The sequence below is a fragment of the Nonomuraea basaltis genome, from assembly GCF_005893125.1.
Taxonomy (GTDB): Bacteria; Actinomycetota; Actinomycetes; order Streptosporangiales; family Streptosporangiaceae; genus Nonomuraea; species Nonomuraea basaltis.
Map to the genome: position 1 here is coordinate 138,782 of NZ_VCJS01000003.1, position 15,229 is coordinate 154,010.

11 protein-coding genes and 1 pseudogene are annotated in these 15,229 nt (G+C 69.9%); 4 read left to right on the plus strand and 8 right to left on the minus strand.

Going from position 1 to position 15,229, the window contains the following annotated elements; translation table 11 throughout:
• Positions 1 to 63: 63 nt before the first annotated feature.
• The 3 genes from EJK15_RS02320 to EJK15_RS02330 all read left to right on the plus strand — a co-directional run bounded on the left by EJK15_RS02320 (position 64) and on the right by EJK15_RS02330 (position 4,178).
• Positions 64 to 2,286 (plus strand): polysaccharide lyase 8 family protein, encoded by a 2,223-nt coding sequence (locus tag EJK15_RS02320; RefSeq protein WP_138708659.1) that lies wholly within the window; start codon positions 64 to 66, stop codon positions 2,284 to 2,286.
• 261 nt (positions 2,287 to 2,547) lie between these two features.
• A complete protein-coding gene (locus EJK15_RS02325) occupies positions 2,548 to 3,585 on the plus strand; it encodes an endo-1,4-beta-xylanase (RefSeq protein WP_138708660.1) in 1,038 nt (345 codons plus the stop codon).
• 122 nt (positions 3,586 to 3,707) lie between these two features.
• The gene (locus EJK15_RS02330; RefSeq protein WP_138708661.1) at positions 3,708 to 4,178 is read left to right on the plus strand and encodes a VOC family protein; all 471 of its coding nucleotides are present in this window, start codon (positions 3,708 to 3,710) and stop codon (positions 4,176 to 4,178) included.
• A gap of 69 nt (positions 4,179 to 4,247) precedes the next feature.
• Here the strand turns inward: EJK15_RS02330 and eno are convergent, their stop codons facing one another.
• A complete protein-coding gene (gene eno, locus EJK15_RS02335; protein ID WP_138708662.1) occupies positions 4,248 to 5,525 on the minus strand; it encodes a phosphopyruvate hydratase in 1,278 nt (425 codons plus the stop codon).
• Between the two features lie 461 nt (positions 5,526 to 5,986).
• Between eno and dctA the strand changes: the two genes are divergently transcribed.
• Positions 5,987 to 7,294: a C4-dicarboxylate transporter DctA gene (gene dctA, locus EJK15_RS02340; protein WP_138708663.1), complete on the plus strand. Its 1,308-nt coding sequence runs from the start codon at positions 5,987 to 5,989 to the stop codon at positions 7,292 to 7,294.
• Between the two features lie 94 nt (positions 7,295 to 7,388).
• On the opposite strand, the gene EJK15_RS02345 is transcribed toward dctA, so the two are convergent.
• From EJK15_RS02345 to EJK15_RS02375, 7 genes and pseudogenes are all read right to left on the minus strand, one after another.
• Positions 7,389 to 7,997: a dihydrofolate reductase family protein gene (locus EJK15_RS02345; RefSeq protein ID WP_138708664.1), complete on the minus strand. Its 609-nt coding sequence runs from the start codon at positions 7,995 to 7,997 to the stop codon at positions 7,389 to 7,391.
• 136 nt (positions 7,998 to 8,133) lie between these two features.
• Positions 8,134 to 8,928 carry a hypothetical protein gene (locus EJK15_RS02350; protein ID WP_138708665.1) on the minus strand — a complete coding sequence of 265 codons (795 nt, stop codon included), beginning with the start codon at positions 8,926 to 8,928 and terminating at the stop codon, positions 8,134 to 8,136.
• Positions 8,925 to 9,155, minus strand: coding sequence for a hypothetical protein (locus tag EJK15_RS02355; protein WP_138708666.1), 231 nt, complete (start codon positions 9,153 to 9,155; stop codon positions 8,925 to 8,927). The genes EJK15_RS02350 and EJK15_RS02355 overlap by 4 nt, the downstream gene beginning before the upstream one ends.
• A complete protein-coding gene (locus EJK15_RS02360) occupies positions 9,152 to 10,552 on the minus strand; it encodes a glycosyl hydrolase family 28 protein (protein WP_138708667.1) in 1,401 nt (466 codons plus the stop codon). Before EJK15_RS02360 ends, EJK15_RS02355 begins: the two co-directional genes overlap by 4 nt.
• 124 nt (positions 10,553 to 10,676) lie before the next feature.
• Positions 10,677 to 11,957: an esterase-like activity of phytase family protein gene (locus EJK15_RS02365; protein WP_206060609.1), complete on the minus strand. Its 1,281-nt coding sequence runs from the start codon at positions 11,955 to 11,957 to the stop codon at positions 10,677 to 10,679.
• 184 nt (positions 11,958 to 12,141) lie between these two features.
• Positions 12,142 to 14,202, minus strand: a complete 2,061-nt coding sequence (locus tag EJK15_RS02370; protein WP_206060610.1) for a polysaccharide lyase family 8 super-sandwich domain-containing protein — start codon at positions 14,200 to 14,202, stop codon at positions 12,142 to 12,144.
• Between the two features lie 44 nt (positions 14,203 to 14,246).
• Positions 14,247 to 15,050 (minus strand): annotated as a pseudogene (locus tag EJK15_RS02375) (DUF72 domain-containing protein); the annotation flags it as partial.
• Positions 15,051 to 15,229: the final 179 nt, after the last annotated feature.

Here is a 15,229-nt window from a genome sequence, read left to right on the forward strand (position 1 = left end):
GACGCTTCTGGCTCGTGGCGGTCCGCCCTGCGCGATGTGGGCCGGTGCACAGATAATCGAAGCGTGCATCGGCCATCCAGGCGATCGTTCCTCCAGTTCGGCGGCGTGGCCGCGGCCGGGGTGCTCGGGGCGCTGGCCCAGGCGGAGGCCGCGCACACGCCGGACGACTCGTTCCTGCGATTACGCCGCCGCTGGCGGGAGGTGACCGCGGGGTCCGGGACCTACGACCCGGCGGCGGAGCCGTACCGGAGCCGGCTGGCGGAGCTGGGGCGAGTGGCCGCCCGGTATCGCGACACGATGGCGCCGGCCCGCACGTGGCTCTGGCCGGACCAGGTCTTCCCGTCGTTCATGGCGACGCCGCGGCGGCTGCGGGCCATGGCGCAGGCGTACGTGCTGGAGGGGACCGGCCTGACCGGCGATCCGGGCCTGGGCGCGGCCGTCGCCGCCGGGATCGACCACTACCGTGAGCACGTTTACGCGGCGGGCGCCGACCCGGCGGGCAACTGGTGGCACTGGCAGATCGGGGTGCCGAAGGCGCTGCTCGACACGGCCGTGCTGATCGGCCCGCAACTGGACGAGCGGCGGAGCCTCGCTCTGCGGGACGCGGTCGACCACTTCGTCCCCGAGCGCCGCCTCGGCGACTACAGCGGCACCAGCACCGCCGCCAACCGCGTGGACCTGTGCCTGGTGGTGCTGCTACGAGCCATGCTCAGGTCCGACCCGGGCAAGGCGGCGCTGGCCGTCTCGGCGCTGTCGCCGGTGTTCCGGTATGTCCGCGAGGGCGATGGGTTCTACCGGGACGGGTCGTTCATCCAGCACACGTACGTCCCCTACCAGGGCGCCTACGGCGTGACGCTGCTGTCGGGGCTGGCCACGCTGTTCGCGGTGCTGCGCGGCTCGCCGTGGGAGATCGCTCATCAGCTCGTGTTCGACATGGTGGAGCGGTCGTTCGCGCCGTTCGTCCGCGACGGGGCCTGCATGGACCTGGTACGCGGGCGAGGCGTCGGCCGGCGGCCCTTCGGCGACCACGAGAAGGGGCACGAGATCGCCGCCGCGATCCTGCTGCTCGGGGAGGCCGCCCCTGCCGCCGCGCGGGCCCGCTGGCACGCCATGGTCAAGGGCTGGGCGGCGCGGAACACGTACCGGCCGATGTTGGAGCACGCCGAGCCCGCCTTCCACGCCCGCCTGGCGGCGATCATGGATGACGACGCCGTCCCGGCCGCGCCCGAGCCGGCCGGGCACCGGCTGCTGCCGATGAGCGCCAGGGCCGTGCACCGGCGGCCGGGCTGGTGCGCGGCGCTCAGCATGGCCTCGCACCGGATCGGCCACTACGAGCACGGCAACGGCGAGAACCCGCGGGGCTGGCACACCGGCTCGGGGATGCTCTACTGGTGGGCCGGCGGCCACGGCGACCAGTACTCCGATTCGTTCTGGCCGACCGTGGATCCTTACCGCCTGCCCGGCACGACCGTCTCCACCCGGCGCCTGCCCGACGGCGCGGGTGAGGGGTGGGGCGACACGCGCACCCGCCGGCGGTGGGTGGGCGGCGCCACGGACGGCACGTATGCGGCCGTCGGCCAGCACCTGAGCGGCCTCGAGAGCACGCTGGAGGCGTTCAAGTCGTGGTTCTTCCTCGACGACGCGGTCGTCTGCCTGGGAGCGGGCATCACCGGCGAGGACGGGGCACGCGTCGAGACGATCGTGGACAACCGCAGGACCGATGCCCCGCTCACCGTCGAGGCGGGCTGGGCCCACCTCGACGGCCACGGCGGCTACGTGGTGCAGGGGTCGTTGGGTACGCTGCGCGAGCGCCGTACCGGCGGCGGCGTGGCCCGTGACTACGTGACGCTCTGGCTGGACCACGGCGTCGATCCTCGCTCGGCCGGCTACGTCTACCTGCTGCTGCCGGGCGCGAGCCGGGCGGAGACACGCGCCAGGGCCGCCGACCCCGGCTGGGTGCGCGTGCTGGCCAACTCCGCCCGCCTGCAAGCCGTCCGCGTGCCCGCGCTGGGCATCACGGCGGCCTGCTTCTGGAACGCCGGAGCCGTCGGCGGGCTGAGCGCCTCCGCCCCGTGCGCGGTCCTCGTCCGCGAGATCCCCGGCGGCACGGCCACGCTCACCGTGTCGGATCCCCGGTGCGACCTGGACGAGCTGACCGTGACCTGGGCCAGGCCGGTGGCCGAGGTGCTCGGCGGCGACGCCCTCGTGACCGGCTCCACGTTCACGTTCCGCGGGCTGGCCGATCAGGAGGGCGCCTCGAAGACGGTCGCCGTGCGGCTCGGCTGAGGGTCAGCTCTTCGGCTTCTCGCCGAGTGGGTCGCTCCAGCCCATGTCCTCAAGCGCCACCCGCAGCAGCGGCCGTCCCTTCCCCAGGACCTCGTACTGGAGCAGCTCGGCCGTCTCGCCGTCGATGATCAGCCGGAACGTGTACGCGTCGGCCCTTGACGGCGGGCCCTGGAGCGCTTAGGTTCCCGGCGACCGGAGAAACATATCGTTACGTCGCCGAAATTTTCGGAGACTCGGTCTTCCGCGAATCGGAGGTCACCGGTGAAGCCACTGATCATCGCCCTGGCGCTCGTCCTCGCCGCCCCGCTCCCCGCCCACGCCCACCCCTGGAAGCCGAGTGACCTACGCGACCTGGCGCGACAGCACGGCATCAGGATCGGCAGCGCCGTCGACATCGCCGCACTGCGCGGCGAGGCCGACTACCGCAAGGTGCTGGACAGAGAGTTCTCCCACGTCACCGCGGAGAACGCGATGAAGTGGGAGTCCATCGAGCCCGACCGGGGCGCCTACACGTGGGCCGACGCCGACGCGCTGGTCGAGCACGCCCGCCGCAACGACCAGCGGGTGCGCGGCCACACCCTGGTCTGGCACAACCAGCTCCCCGCGTGGCTGACCAGCGGCGTGGAGGACGGCACGATCGACGCCGCCGAGCTCAGGAAGATCCTGCGCGACCACATCACCACCGAGGTACGCCGCTACAAGGGCAAGATCAGGGCCTGGGACGTGGTCAACGAGGTGGTGAACGACGATGGCACGATGCGGCAGAGCATCTGGCTCACCCACCTCGGCCCCGGCTACATCGCCGACGCCTTCCGCTGGGCCCACCGCGCGGACCCGCACGCCAAGCTCTACATCAACGACTACAACCTGGAGTGGAACGCCGCCAAGATCGAGACCACGCTGTCGATCGTCAAGGACCTCCAGGCACAGGGCGTGCCGATCCACGGCGCCGGCTTCCAAGGCCACCTCGGCATCCAGTACGACTACCCGGGCGACTGGGCGAACGTCATGCGCCGCTTCGCCGACCTGGGCCTGGAGATCGCGGTCACCGAACTGGACGTGCGCATGGAGCTGCCGGTGACGCCGGAGAAGCTCGCCACCCAGGCCGACTACTACCGCCGGGCGCTGACCGACTGCCTCAGCGTCAAGGTCTGTCGCGAGTTCACCGTCTGGGGTTTCACCGACCGGCACTCGTGGGTGCCCGGCTGGTTCCCCGGCCAGGGCGCGGCCTGCCTGTTCGACGAGAACCTGGCGCCGAAGCCCGCCTACCAGGCGCTGCTGGGGGTGACGAAGGCGTAGGCCCGTCCGCGGGAACGCGTATGGGTCTCGGATAAATTTCTTCGCCGCCGTGTCGATCCGGCCGAGGGGCGTTCGACGCGTTGATGTCAGGACAGGAACACGGTCCCCGAAGGGATGGCGTCATGCAGAAGATCACAACGTACCTGTGGTTCGACAACCAGGCCGAGGAGGCGGCGCAGTTCTACACCTCGCTCTTCGACGACTCGCGCATCGTGGACGTCCAGCGCTTCGGCGAGGGCGGGCCCGTCCCGGCCGGGACGGCGATGATGGTCGCGTTCGAGCTGGCCGGCCAGCGGTTCCTCGCGCTGAACGGCGGCCCGCAGTTCAAGTTCAACGAGGCGATCTCGCTGTTCGTCGACTGTTCCTCGCAGGAGGAGGTCGACGAGCTGTGGGCCAAGCTGACGGACGGCGGGGAGGAGTCGCAGTGTGGCTGGCTGAAGGACAGGTGGGGCCTGTCGTGGCAGATCATCCCGAGCCGGCTGCCGGAGCTGTTGAGCGACCCCGACCCGGGCCGGGCGCAGCGCGCCATGCAGGCGATGATGGGCATGCAGAAGATCGACGTCCAGGCCCTGGAGGAGGCCGCCAAGGGCTGAACGGCACCGTCCGTGGCCGGTGAGCGTGCGTCCCGCTCACCGGCCACGCGGCCTGCGCCCATCGGGTGATCAGCTCCGGTCGGCCAGCCCGTACGGCAGATCGGGCCGCTGCGAGGCGATGTGCAGCAGCCGGTTGTACTTGATCACCCGTTCGCCGCGCGCGGGCGCGCCGGACTTGATCTGCCCGCAGCCGCTGGCCACCGAGAGCTCGGCGATGAAGTCGTCGACGGTCTCGCCGGAGCGGTGGGAGACCATCAGCGCGTACCCGTGCTTGCGGCACAGCTCCATCGCCTGCAGAGTCTCGGTGACGGTGCCGACCTGGTTGACCTTGATGAGCGCCGCGTTGCCGATCTGGCCGGCGATGCCCTGCTTGATGATGGCGGGATTGGTGACGAACACATCGTCGCCGACGAGCTGCAGCCGCTCGCCGAGCCGGTCGGTCAGCTGCCGCCAGCCGTCGGTGTCGTCCTCGCCGAGACCGTCCTCGATGCTCCAGATCGGGTAGTCGCCGGCGAGATCCGCGTACAGCTCGATCATTTCCAGGCTGGACAGGCGCTCGCCGGCCACGTGGTAGGTGCCGTCGCTCCGGCGGAAGCGGGACGCGGCCGGGTCCAGCGCGATGGCCACCTGATCGCGGGCGGGGACGTACCCGGCGTCGTCGATGGCGGTCACCAGCGCGGCCAGCACCTCGCGCGGGTGTGTGAAGTCGGGCGCGAACCCGCCCTCGTCTCCCTGCCCGGTCGGCCGCCCGGCCGCGGCCAGGTTGCGGCACATCACGGCGTAGATCTCGGCTCCGGCCCGTACGGCCTCGGCCATGGACGGCGCCCCGATCGGGGCGATCATGAAATCCTGGAAGTCGAGGCGGTTGGAGGCGTGCAGGCCGCCGCTGATGAGGTTGAAGTGCGGCACCGGCAGCCGGGGCCGCACGGTGTTCGGGGTGAGGAACTCCCAGAGCTGCTGCCCGTGGGCGGCGGCCACGGCACGGGCGGTGGCCATCGACACCCCCACGATGGCGTTGCCGCCGAGCCTGGACTTGTCGGGGGTGCCGTCGAGCTCGATCAACGCATGGTCGACGTCGGCCAGCGAGTGCCACGGCCGGCCTTTGAGCAGATGGAAGATCGAGCCGGTGATGCGGGCCGCCGCCCTGGTCACGCCCGCTCCGCCGTACCGGCTCGTATCGCCGTCGCGCAGCTCGGCCGCCTCCTTCGCGCCGGTGGAGGCGCCGGAGGGCACTCCGGCCCAGCCGGTCGCGCCACCGGCCAGGGTGAGGGTGACCGACAGGGTGGGGCGGCCGCGCGAGTCCAGGATCTGCATGGCACGCAGGTCGATGATGTGGAACGCGCACACGGCTCCTCCAGGTGGGGGTGCGACACGGTCCCTTCGAAGGTGTCATGGTCGTCCGCCCGTACAAAGGGGCAGATCGACCTCACCGGCGAACGTCATGCGCGCAAGAGCCGCCCGATCGACAGTGCGTAGCGGCAGGGTGACCGGCTGCTCCATGACCCGCCGGGCCGGACCCGCCTGTCCGCACCCATGGCTCGCGGGCGTGGTGGGTGGCCACGATTTTCCCCTGGTGCCGGAGGTCAGGTTCAGAATGACGAGGCCTGGCATACGTTAATTCGCGGTTATTGAGGTTTCGAGTGCGTTTCGTCCCCTAGACCGCGCGTTTGCCCGTCCGTAGGGTTCTAGCCACGACGGGAAGGTCACCTACCGTACATCCGTCGTAACCCCCGATCAAGCAATGGCGCTGGAGCGGCCCCCCAGCGTGCGTGTGGCGGGGCCGCGCGGCGCATGGCATAGGGAGCACTGTGCGAAGGTTCGTCACCTCTCTGTTCGGCCAGGTCCTCATCGCAGCCGCCATCGGCGCCGTGGTGGGCCTGCTCTTCCCGGCCTTCGCCACCGAGCTCAAACCGCTCAGCGACGGCTTCATCACACTGATCAAGATGGTCATCACACCGCTGGTGTTCTGCGTGGTGGTCGCGGGCATCGCGGGAGCGGGCGAGCTCAAGCGGGTCGGCCGGGTGGGTCTCAAGACCATCGTCTACTTCGAGGTCGTCACCACCGTCGCGCTGGTGCTCGGCCTGGTGCTGGCCCTGGTCTTCCAGCCGGGCGCGGGCATGAACGTCGACCCGGCCTCCCTCGACGCCGCCAAGCTGGCGACCCAGCAGGAGAACGCCGCCAAGCTCGCCGAAGGGGGACCGGTCGGCTTCATCCTCGGGCTCATCCCCACGTCGGTGGTCGGCGCCTTCGCCGAGGGCAACGTGCTCCAGGTGCTGCTGTTCGCGGTGCTGTTCGGCTGCGGGCTGCTGCTCGTCGGGGAGAAGGCCCGCCCGGTCGGGCAGTTCATCGAGACGGTCACCGAGGTGCTGTTCAAGGTCGTCTCGCTGATCGTCAGGCTCGCCCCGCTGGGCGTGCTCGGCGCGGTGGCGGTCACCGCGGGCAACTCGGGCGGGGACGCCCTGGTCCGGCTGGGCTGGCTCGTCCTGCTGTTCTACGTCGCGGTCACGATCTTCGTCGTGGTGATCCTCGGTTTCGTGACCAAGCTGGCCGGGTTCAACATCTTCAAGCTGATCGGCTACCTCCGCGAGGAGGTCCTGATCGTGCTGGGCACGGCCTCGTCCGACAGCGTGCTCCCGCAGGTCATGCGGAAGCTCGAGCACATGGGCATCAAGAAGTCCACGGTGGGCCTGGTCATCCCGACCGGTTACTCCTTCAACCTGGACGCCTTCTCGATCTACCTGACCCTCGCCGCCGTCTTCATCGGTCAGGCCACCGGCGTGCCGCTGTCCATCGGAGATTTGCTGATCGTGCTGCTCGTCGCGCTGATCACCTCCAAGGGCGCGCACGGCATCCCCGGTTCGGCCATCGTGGTCCTCGCCGCCACGCTCAGCTCGATCCCGGCGATCCCGGTCGCGGGCCTGGTCCTGGTGCTGTCCGTGGACTGGTTCATGGGCATGGCCCGGGCGGCCGGCAACCTGGTCGGCAACTCGGTGGCCACCGTGGTCATCGCCGCGTGGGAGGGCGACATCGACAAGGAGCGCGCCACGAAAGTCCTGGACGGCAAGGAGGTCGCGGCGACCGCCGCGGAGGAGGAGCCGGCGACCGTACCTGCGTAGGAGTCGGCGACGAGGCGCGGGGAAGGCGTCGACCACGCGGCGGACCTTGTCCGTGGCGTGGTCGACGCCAAGGCGCGGCGCGATGCCGGCGGCGCTATACGACGGAACCGAGAGAGGGCTTGCCCACCCGCTCGTAGGTGACGTACACGACGCCGGCGTCGGTGGTGACCGACCCGGTGAGCTTCAGCCCGGCCGGAGCGGTTCCCTCGGCGAAGAGCCGCTTCCCCTGGCCGAGGACGGCGGGGAAGACCAGCAGACGGTACTCGTCGACCAGCTCGGCCTGCTGCAGCGTACGAAGCAGGTCGCTGCTGCCCTGCACGAGGATCTCGCCCTCGGTGCGCTGCTTGAGCTCGGCGACCGTCTGAGCGGCCTCGCCCACCAGGACCTGGGTGTTGCGCCACTTGGCGTCCATCGGCTTCCTCGTGGCGACGTACTTCGGCATGCTGTTGATCTTGGCGCCGCCCTCCTCGTCGGGCACGTCGGGCCAGTACGAGGCGAGGATGTCATAGGACTTGCGGCCCAGGAGCATGCCGTCGGCGCGGTCGAGCACGTCGCCCATGATGCGGCTGAACCCCTCGTCCACGTGCGGGGCCAACCATCCGCCGAACGGGAAACCGTTCGAGTCGTCCTCGCTGGGCCCGCCGGGGGCCTGCATGACACCGTCCAGCGACACGAAGGTCGAAACCACCAGCCTGCTCGCCATCTGCGACTCCTTCTCTCGCGGTGCGGGCCGTCCGGCCCGCCGTTTCCATGTGCCTTCAGCTTGGCGGAACCCGTTTAAGGATTCCTTACGGCATTCCTACGGCACGGGACGGCGGCCGGCTCGTCTGCGACAACCGTCAAGGGCGGGGGACCGCGATGCCGCCGTATCGGTCCCAGCCTTTGGAGATGCGGTCGTGGTACTTGGCGGCCTCGGCCGCGTCACGGACCCAGTCCCACTCGCCACTCGCCGCCGGCACCGGATAAGTCCGGATCTGTTCGGCGATGCGCTGGGCGTCGTCGAGTCCGTCCCAGATGAGCTGCTTCATCCTGCGCGTCCGCTGCCCTTCGTCCCGCACATAGATCCGGTACCCGAAGTACGCCGCCGCGACAGCCCGGTGCAGCCTGGCGGTCAGCACCGTCCGCTCGAAGTACGCCTTGAGCTGCTGGAAGTGTTCAGGCGACAGGTCCGGCCGGGCCCTGGCGATGTCATGCAGCGCGCTCTCCGCCACCCGCACGCCATGGTCCTTCTCCGTGAGCACATAGTGCAGGTACCTGGGCGTCATCTGGTCGCCCAGAGTCACCCACCCCCTGTCCAGCACGTACTGCGCCTCCCTGGCCAGCGTGGGATCGGTCTTACAGGCGGCCGGTGACAGGTGGTTGACCACGTCGATCCAGAAGTGGAACCGTTTGTTCACGCCGTGCCGGACATACGTGACGGGCGGCTCGATCCACTTGCCTGACACGCTGCGGTGATAGCTCGAACAGTACGGCTCGTAGTCGAGCCGGGAGTGGTTCGCGGTGTTCGTGCCCAGGCTGTAGAGCACCGACGTGACGATCTCGTACGACTTCGACAGCGCCGCGGCGACGTCACGCGCGGCCCGGCTTCCGTACGTCTTGGCCGCGAACTCCCGGTAAATCGTCTCCACGCTCACCCCGCCTGCTTGCCGGGCTCGCGTACCTCGCGCAGGTCGTGCACGATCTCGTGGCTCAGCTGCAGGTGGTTGATCTTGTACGGCTTGGCGGCGGCGATGACGGCGTCGGCCCCGGCGTCGCTGGCGGACAGGATCGTCCATCCGCGCACCTGGTCGGCCTCGGCCCGCGCGGGCAGCGCCACTCCGGCCGTCGCCAGCAGGATCAGGGCGGCGATGAGGTGCCTCATTGCTCCACCCCGTTCACGAAGACCTTCCGCATGACCAGGTCGTCGGTGAACGCGATCTTGTTCGGGCCGGCGACGTTCGTGAACACGCACTTCTCCAGGCGCACCCCGACCAGGCGGTCGGTCTCCAGGCCGACGAGGTTGAGCACGGCGTCGGCGCCGTCGAGCCTGGTCCGCTCCATCCGGATGTCCCGTACCGACACCGGCTCCGTGCCCTGCTCGTTACTGGCGTAGGCCATGTTGACGAACATCACTTCGCGGTCCACGTTCTGGCCGGTGAAGCCGCGCACGTAGACGCCCTCGATGAACGCGCCGCGCTTCTTGCTGGCCTTGATGTAGACGGGATACTTCACCGGGTAGTTGCCGGGGAAGTCCGGTGAGTTGATCACGCACCGCTCGGCGAAGACGTTACGGACGCCGCCCGACATCTCGCTGCCGACCGTGATGCCGCCCCAGCGGCCGGAGAAGGAGCAGTCCTGGACGACGATGTTCTCACTGGGCACGCCCACCCTGCGGCCGTCGGCGTCACGTCCCGACTTGACCGCTACGCAGTCGTCGTTGGTGTTGAACCGGCACCCGTGGATGTGCACGTATGAGGACGCCTCGGGGTCGCAGCCGTCGGTGTTGTAGAGCGTGCTGACGACGGTGATGCCGCGCACGGTGACATTCGTGGACAGGACCGGGTTCACGGTCCACATGGGAGGCTCGAGGATGGTGACGTCGCTGACCAGGATGTTCTGACATTTCACGAACTGGATCATGGCGGGGCGAAGGTAGTGGCCCGCCCCGAAGACGCGCTGCTCGACCGGTACGCCGTCGTCGCCCATCTTGCGCAGCGCCCGCTGGTCGCCGCCCTGAGGCCCGCCGCTCGCGTACCAGCTTTCCCATGGGCCCTGCCTGGCCTGGCCGTCGAGCGTGCCCTTGCCTGTGACCGCGATGTTCCGCTGGCCGTGGGCGTAGATGAAAGGGCTGTAGTTGTAGCACTCTGTGCCCTCCCACCGGGTGAAGACGACCGGCAGGTACGCGTTCGGGTCGGTGCTGAAGGCGATCACGCCGCCCTCGGACACGTGCAGCTCGACCTCACTGAGCAGGTGGACGGCGCCGGTGAGGAAGCGGCCCGGCGGGACCACCACCCGCCCGCCGCCGTTGCGATGGCACTCGGCGATCGCCGCCTTGAACGCGGCCGTGCAGTCGGTCGTGCCGTCACCTACGGCGCCGAAGGCGGTGACATCCCATCTTCGGTGCGGAAAACGAGGAGGTCGGATCTTGTCCAGGATGTACGGCACCTTGTGCCACGGATCGGGTGATTGGGCTTCGGCCTGCGCCGACGCCGTTCCGGGAGCGAGCGTGGCGGCGGCGAGAACTCCGCCTGCCTTCAGTAGAGACCGTCGAGATGGCATGGCCACCACCGGGGGGTGTGGAGACATCGGATCTCTGGAGCGTAGATGCTCCCGGAACGGAATTCAAATCTTGACGAAGTTAATTGTGAAGAGGATTCCTGGCGCGCACCGCGTGCGTGCGGAGCTAGACGATCGGGCGGGGGAGCCGGATCGTCAAGATGCGGCTGGTGACCCCGGTGTCCACCAGGCGGCCGTCCGCGTCGAAGGAGCCGACGCCGAAGTCGTTGTCATTGGCGATGGCGATGGTCGTGGGGTCGAGCAGCGCGACGCCCTCGATCTTGCCGGGCAGCCCGTCGATCGCCGCCAGGTCCACGGTCAGCGACTTGGCGGCCACGGTGACGTCCGCGGGAAGGGCCGCCTCCAGCGACGGCGTGGTCGCCGGGTCGTCGTGGGCGCCGCCGAGCAGGTTGGTCGCCTTGCGGAGATCGACGGTGTAGAGGCGGGCCAGGGCGTCGGTGCGTTCCTGGAGCAGCAGGCGGCCGGGCTTCAGCACGGTGAGCGCGGAGATCTTCATGTCGCCCTGCTCCGCGGCCGGGTCGAAGGTGGCGACATCCTGCATCTTGTAGGCCCACTCGCCGGTGGGCTGCCCGGTCCGCAGGTCCACCCGCAGGATGCGAGCGACTCTGGAGGCCTTGCCGGTCTTCTTGTCGGGGTTGGCCAGCGGGCTCTGCACCGCCAGATACAGGGCGCGCTCGGTGGGCGAGATGCCGAGCGCCTCGATGCCGCGGTTCTGCTGGCGAGTGGCGAAGATGGCGGGCAGCGTCTCGTGCACGGGGTAGCCGGCGCCGGTCAGGCCGAGGCCCTTGGGCACGTACCGGGCCAGCACGCGCCCGTTGCCGGCGACGTGCACGAGCGAGGGCGAGTACTCGTCCACCAGCCAGAAGCCGCCGCGCCCGTCCGTGACGAGGTCTTCGGTGTCCAGCCCGTTCGGGTCGTAGGAGAGCTGGGTCAGGGCGTCCCAGCCATAGGGCGCCTCGTCGTGACCGGCCTGGTTGGACAGTCCGCTGATCGGCGTGCCGTCGGCCTTCCTCAGCGGAATGCTCTGCACGATGCGCGCCGCGCCGTGCCGTACGGCCACGCGCACGATCGCGGGCGCGAACTCGGGCACCGGGAAAGTGCGCCGCTTCTCTCCGTTGATCTTAGGCTCGCCGTTCGGGCCGCGGTCGGTCACCATCCAGTACTCGCCGCGCCGCCCGGCGGGAAACAGGCCGCTGCCGACGCCGCCCAGCTTGACCCCTCTGGACTCTTTCACGATGCCGGCCTGGAATGCGGCCAGGTCCGGCGCGGGCAGCGTCACGTCGGACAGAACACGCGGCTGCCGCCCGGACGAGGCGGTCGCGGGCCCTGCGACCGCGGTGGCAAGCGTCGCGCCGATGGCCAGCGCGACGACGAGGTGACGAGACATGACGCATCCCTTAGCTACAAAGTTGCAGATAAGGGTGGAAACTACCGAAGATCGATGTCCGGCCGCTGAAGCCCACATGAACGCGGAAAGACACCGGCTCGCCACCATGTGAACCATCGGGCCGCCGTCGCCCGCCTCCGCGCGTTGATCGTGCCCGGAGCCGCCGGGACAGCCAGGCTGCGCCTCATGATCGAGGCCGTTCTACTTCTGGGGCGCCTCCGCGATGGATGCTCACCCCGGCGGAGTCCCCGTGCCCGTACGGGCCGGCGGTGGAGAGGGAGAGGCGGTCCCCGGCCTCGCGGAGCTGGAGCAGGGCAGGGCGGTCGACGGCGATGTCCGGGCCGCCGGGCACGCGGAGCACGCCGGGCTCATGGAAGACGGCGTGGACGACGCCGAGCCCGCCGTGGCGTACCGCCTGGAGCCGCGGGGTGTTGGCGAGCACACTGATCGCCTCCGGGGCGCCGGCCTCACCGGGGACCACGATGTAGGCGTAGGACGCGTCGCCGGGTCGCACGCCGTGGTCGATCCACAGCTCGAGGACCCGGGCGGAGAGCGGGGCGTCGGACTGCGAGCGGTTGATATCCGCCCATCTGCCCCGGCGCAGGCCCGTGCGGATGGTCACCGTGGCGGGCTCGGGGAAGACGTACGTGACGCCGTCGTGGTGGAGCCGGCGCGCCCCCTGGCAGACGGTGGTGCCTGGTCCGTGCACGGTGGTGCCTGGTCCGTGCACGGTGGTGCCTGGTCCGTGCACGGTGGTGCCTGGTCCGTGGATGGTGGAGCCGCAGACGACCTGGCCGGTCAGCGCGGTCTGGTCGATCGTGGTGTGCACGGGCGCGTCCGGGTCGCCGGAACTGATGCCGGCACCCAGGGCGACGTACTCGTCGGCGAAGAAGAACCAGGCTTTGCGCGCCTCGAGCCCGTCCCGTCGCAGGTGCATGGCGGCCAGGCCGTACTCGCCGTCGGACAGGCCGCCCGCGAAGCGGGATCCTCCGGTGTCCTGGCCGAAGGCGGGCACATGCAACGGGCCGGTCCGGTAGACGGTCGTGGTGCCGGCCAGGTGCCGCCAGTCCCACACCGGCCACAGCTCCGGATACTCGCGGTCGGTCCGCCACAGGGGGACGAAGCCGTCGCAGAGGTGCAGGCTCTTCAGGCCCTCCCCATTGGCCGTCTCGGACGGCACGGTGCGGGTGGAGGACAGCTTCACGGCGGCCGACCAGCCGGGACGGTGCACGGCGAGGTAGTCGGAGCGCCAGAAGTAACGCGCGCCGACGACCAGGGGCTTTCCCGAGTCCAGCCGGTCGGCGAAGTCGGCGAGCTCCTGCCGGCGGGGAGCGTCGGCCAGGGCGCGGGCGGCCGCGGCCAGCTCGCGCGCCTGTGCGGAATTGCCTCGCCTGGAGCTCTCGCGTCCCATGCAGGCGATGTCGTACCGCCCGCCGTGCACCATCCACCGCTGTCCGTCCAGCAGGTAGTCCGCGAGTACGGCGAGGGCCCGGCCGGAGAAGGCGAGCGGCGTCCCCGCGGCCAGGGCGGCCAGCGCGGCGGCGTCCCTGGCGAAGTGGTGGCCGTAGCCGCCGGAGTACAGCTGGGCGCCGTGCTGGTGGAAGCTGTGATCGGGCTGGATCCCCTCGCCTTCCCCGACGGCCAGCAGCTCTTCCACGCGGCCGAACGCGTCGGACACGACATGGAGGTCGTCGGTCAGCAGCCCGCGGCGGATGGCGACCTGCGCGGTCCACAGCAGGTTCTGGCCGGTCATCCGCTCCCAGGTGGCCCGGTTGTGCAACACCCGTGCCACGCGGGACCGCCGGTCTGCGGACAGGTGCCGCTCCAGCAGCAGGGCGGCGTCACCCAGCAGCCGCGGCGCGCCGAGCTGGTTGTACCACCAGTTGGGGCAGTGAAGGTCCAGCTCCAGCCAGCCGTCCAGGGCGCGTAACGCCTCGGCGGGGGAGTCGCGGGCGAGCACCGCCAGCCGGCGCAGGTGCTCGGCGGGCTGCCAGTCGGCCACGTCCTCGCCCGCGTAGTCGATGTCCGGCCAGGTGCCGTCGGGCCGCGGTACGTCGACGGGAGTGACCGGGCTTGCCAGGGCGGCCAGCAGCCGGTCCCGCACGATGCCGAGCGTGTTCATGCCGCCCGCCGTACCCGGAACGTGCGGATCTGGAACGGGGCGCAAGGTGAAGCCGGCCTGCTCGCCATCGTGGTCGACGGAGACCGTGCTGCCGGTCCTCCACGAGGCGAGGAGGGAGGACATGAACCGGCCGGCCCAGCTCCCTGGGAGACCGGCCGCCGGCTGCATCACCCACGTGGGATCAGGCGAGCCAGCTGTGCGGCGTTGACCTGCGCGTAGTCGCGATAGCAGTTGTTCATGAGAATGTGCGTCGTGCCGGCGTCCTCGGCCAGCCGCCTTAGCCTGGGCGCCCACTCCCGCAGCTCCTCTTCGCTGTAGAGATAGCCGAACCGCTCGTGGACGTCCTTGCTGGTCCATTTCGCCGAATGACCATGGAACCGCACCACGGCCAGGTCCGCAGTGGCGGCGAGCACCGGCGGAATGGAGTCGGGGTATCCCTGCGGCATGTCCACACTCACGTACGGCAACCCGTACGAGGTGAGGAAATCCAGGGTCTCGGCCTGGTTCTCCTGGCTCATCCAGGTGTGATTGCGGAACTCGACGCAGATCCGCAGCGGAGCGCAACGCGCCTGGCAATCCAGGATGTACTGCTTGTTGCGCTTGCCGATCGGAAACCACCGCGGAAACTGGAAGAAGATCGCGCCCAGCCTGCCCGAGTCGTGCAGCGGCGCCAACGCCGCCAGGAACCGATCCCACACCTGTTCGGTCACCTGTGGGTCCACGTCGCGGAGGTAGAGGTTCTTCGTGGTATCCCCGAGTCGTTCCCGCAGGTCCTTGTACAGCGCCGCGGGCTTGGTCGGATGCTGGGTCAACAGCGAGAACGCCTTGATGTCGAAGGTGAATCCGGCGGGCGTGCGGTCGCGCCAGAGCGAGACCGTGCTCTCCGCGGGCGGCGAGTAATAGGACGAATCCACCTCCACCACGGGGAACCGGCTCGCGTAGTAAGCCAGCCTGTCCCGCGCGGACGTGACGTCGTCGGGATACCACCGTTCCTAGGGACTGAGCATGAGTTGCTCATGCTCAGCCGAACGCTCCGAACGGTGTTGAGCGTTCTGGTCGCCCGTGTGCTCGCCGCATCCGGGCGGCACGCATCGGGTGCGTGGTCCGGGAATGCGGGGACGGGGTCCCTCACCCCCAGGAGCATCCGGTC

What these genes read in the sequence shown, in the direction of transcription:
- EJK15_RS02330 (WP_138708661.1), top strand. Translation starts at nt 3,708, where the DNA reads ATGCAGAAGATCACAACGTACCTGTGGTTCGACAACCAGGCCGAGGAG.
- EJK15_RS02345 (WP_138708664.1), bottom strand. Translation starts at nt 7,997, where the DNA reads ATGGCGAGCAGGCTGGTGGTTTCGACCTTCGTGTCGCTGGACGGTGTC.
- EJK15_RS02355 (WP_138708666.1), bottom strand. Translation starts at nt 9,155, where the DNA reads ATGAGGCACCTCATCGCCGCCCTGATCCTGCTGGCGACGGCCGGAGTG.
- EJK15_RS02360 (WP_138708667.1), bottom strand. Translation starts at nt 10,552, where the DNA reads ATGCCATCTCGACGGTCTCTACTGAAGGCAGGCGGAGTTCTCGCCGCC.
- EJK15_RS02365 (WP_206060609.1), bottom strand. Translation starts at nt 11,957, where the DNA reads ATGTCTCGTCACCTCGTCGTCGCGCTGGCCATCGGCGCGACGCTTGCC.
- EJK15_RS02370 (WP_206060610.1), bottom strand. Translation starts at nt 14,202, where the DNA reads ATGTCCTCCCTCCTCGCCTCGTGGAGGACCGGCAGCACGGTCTCCGTC.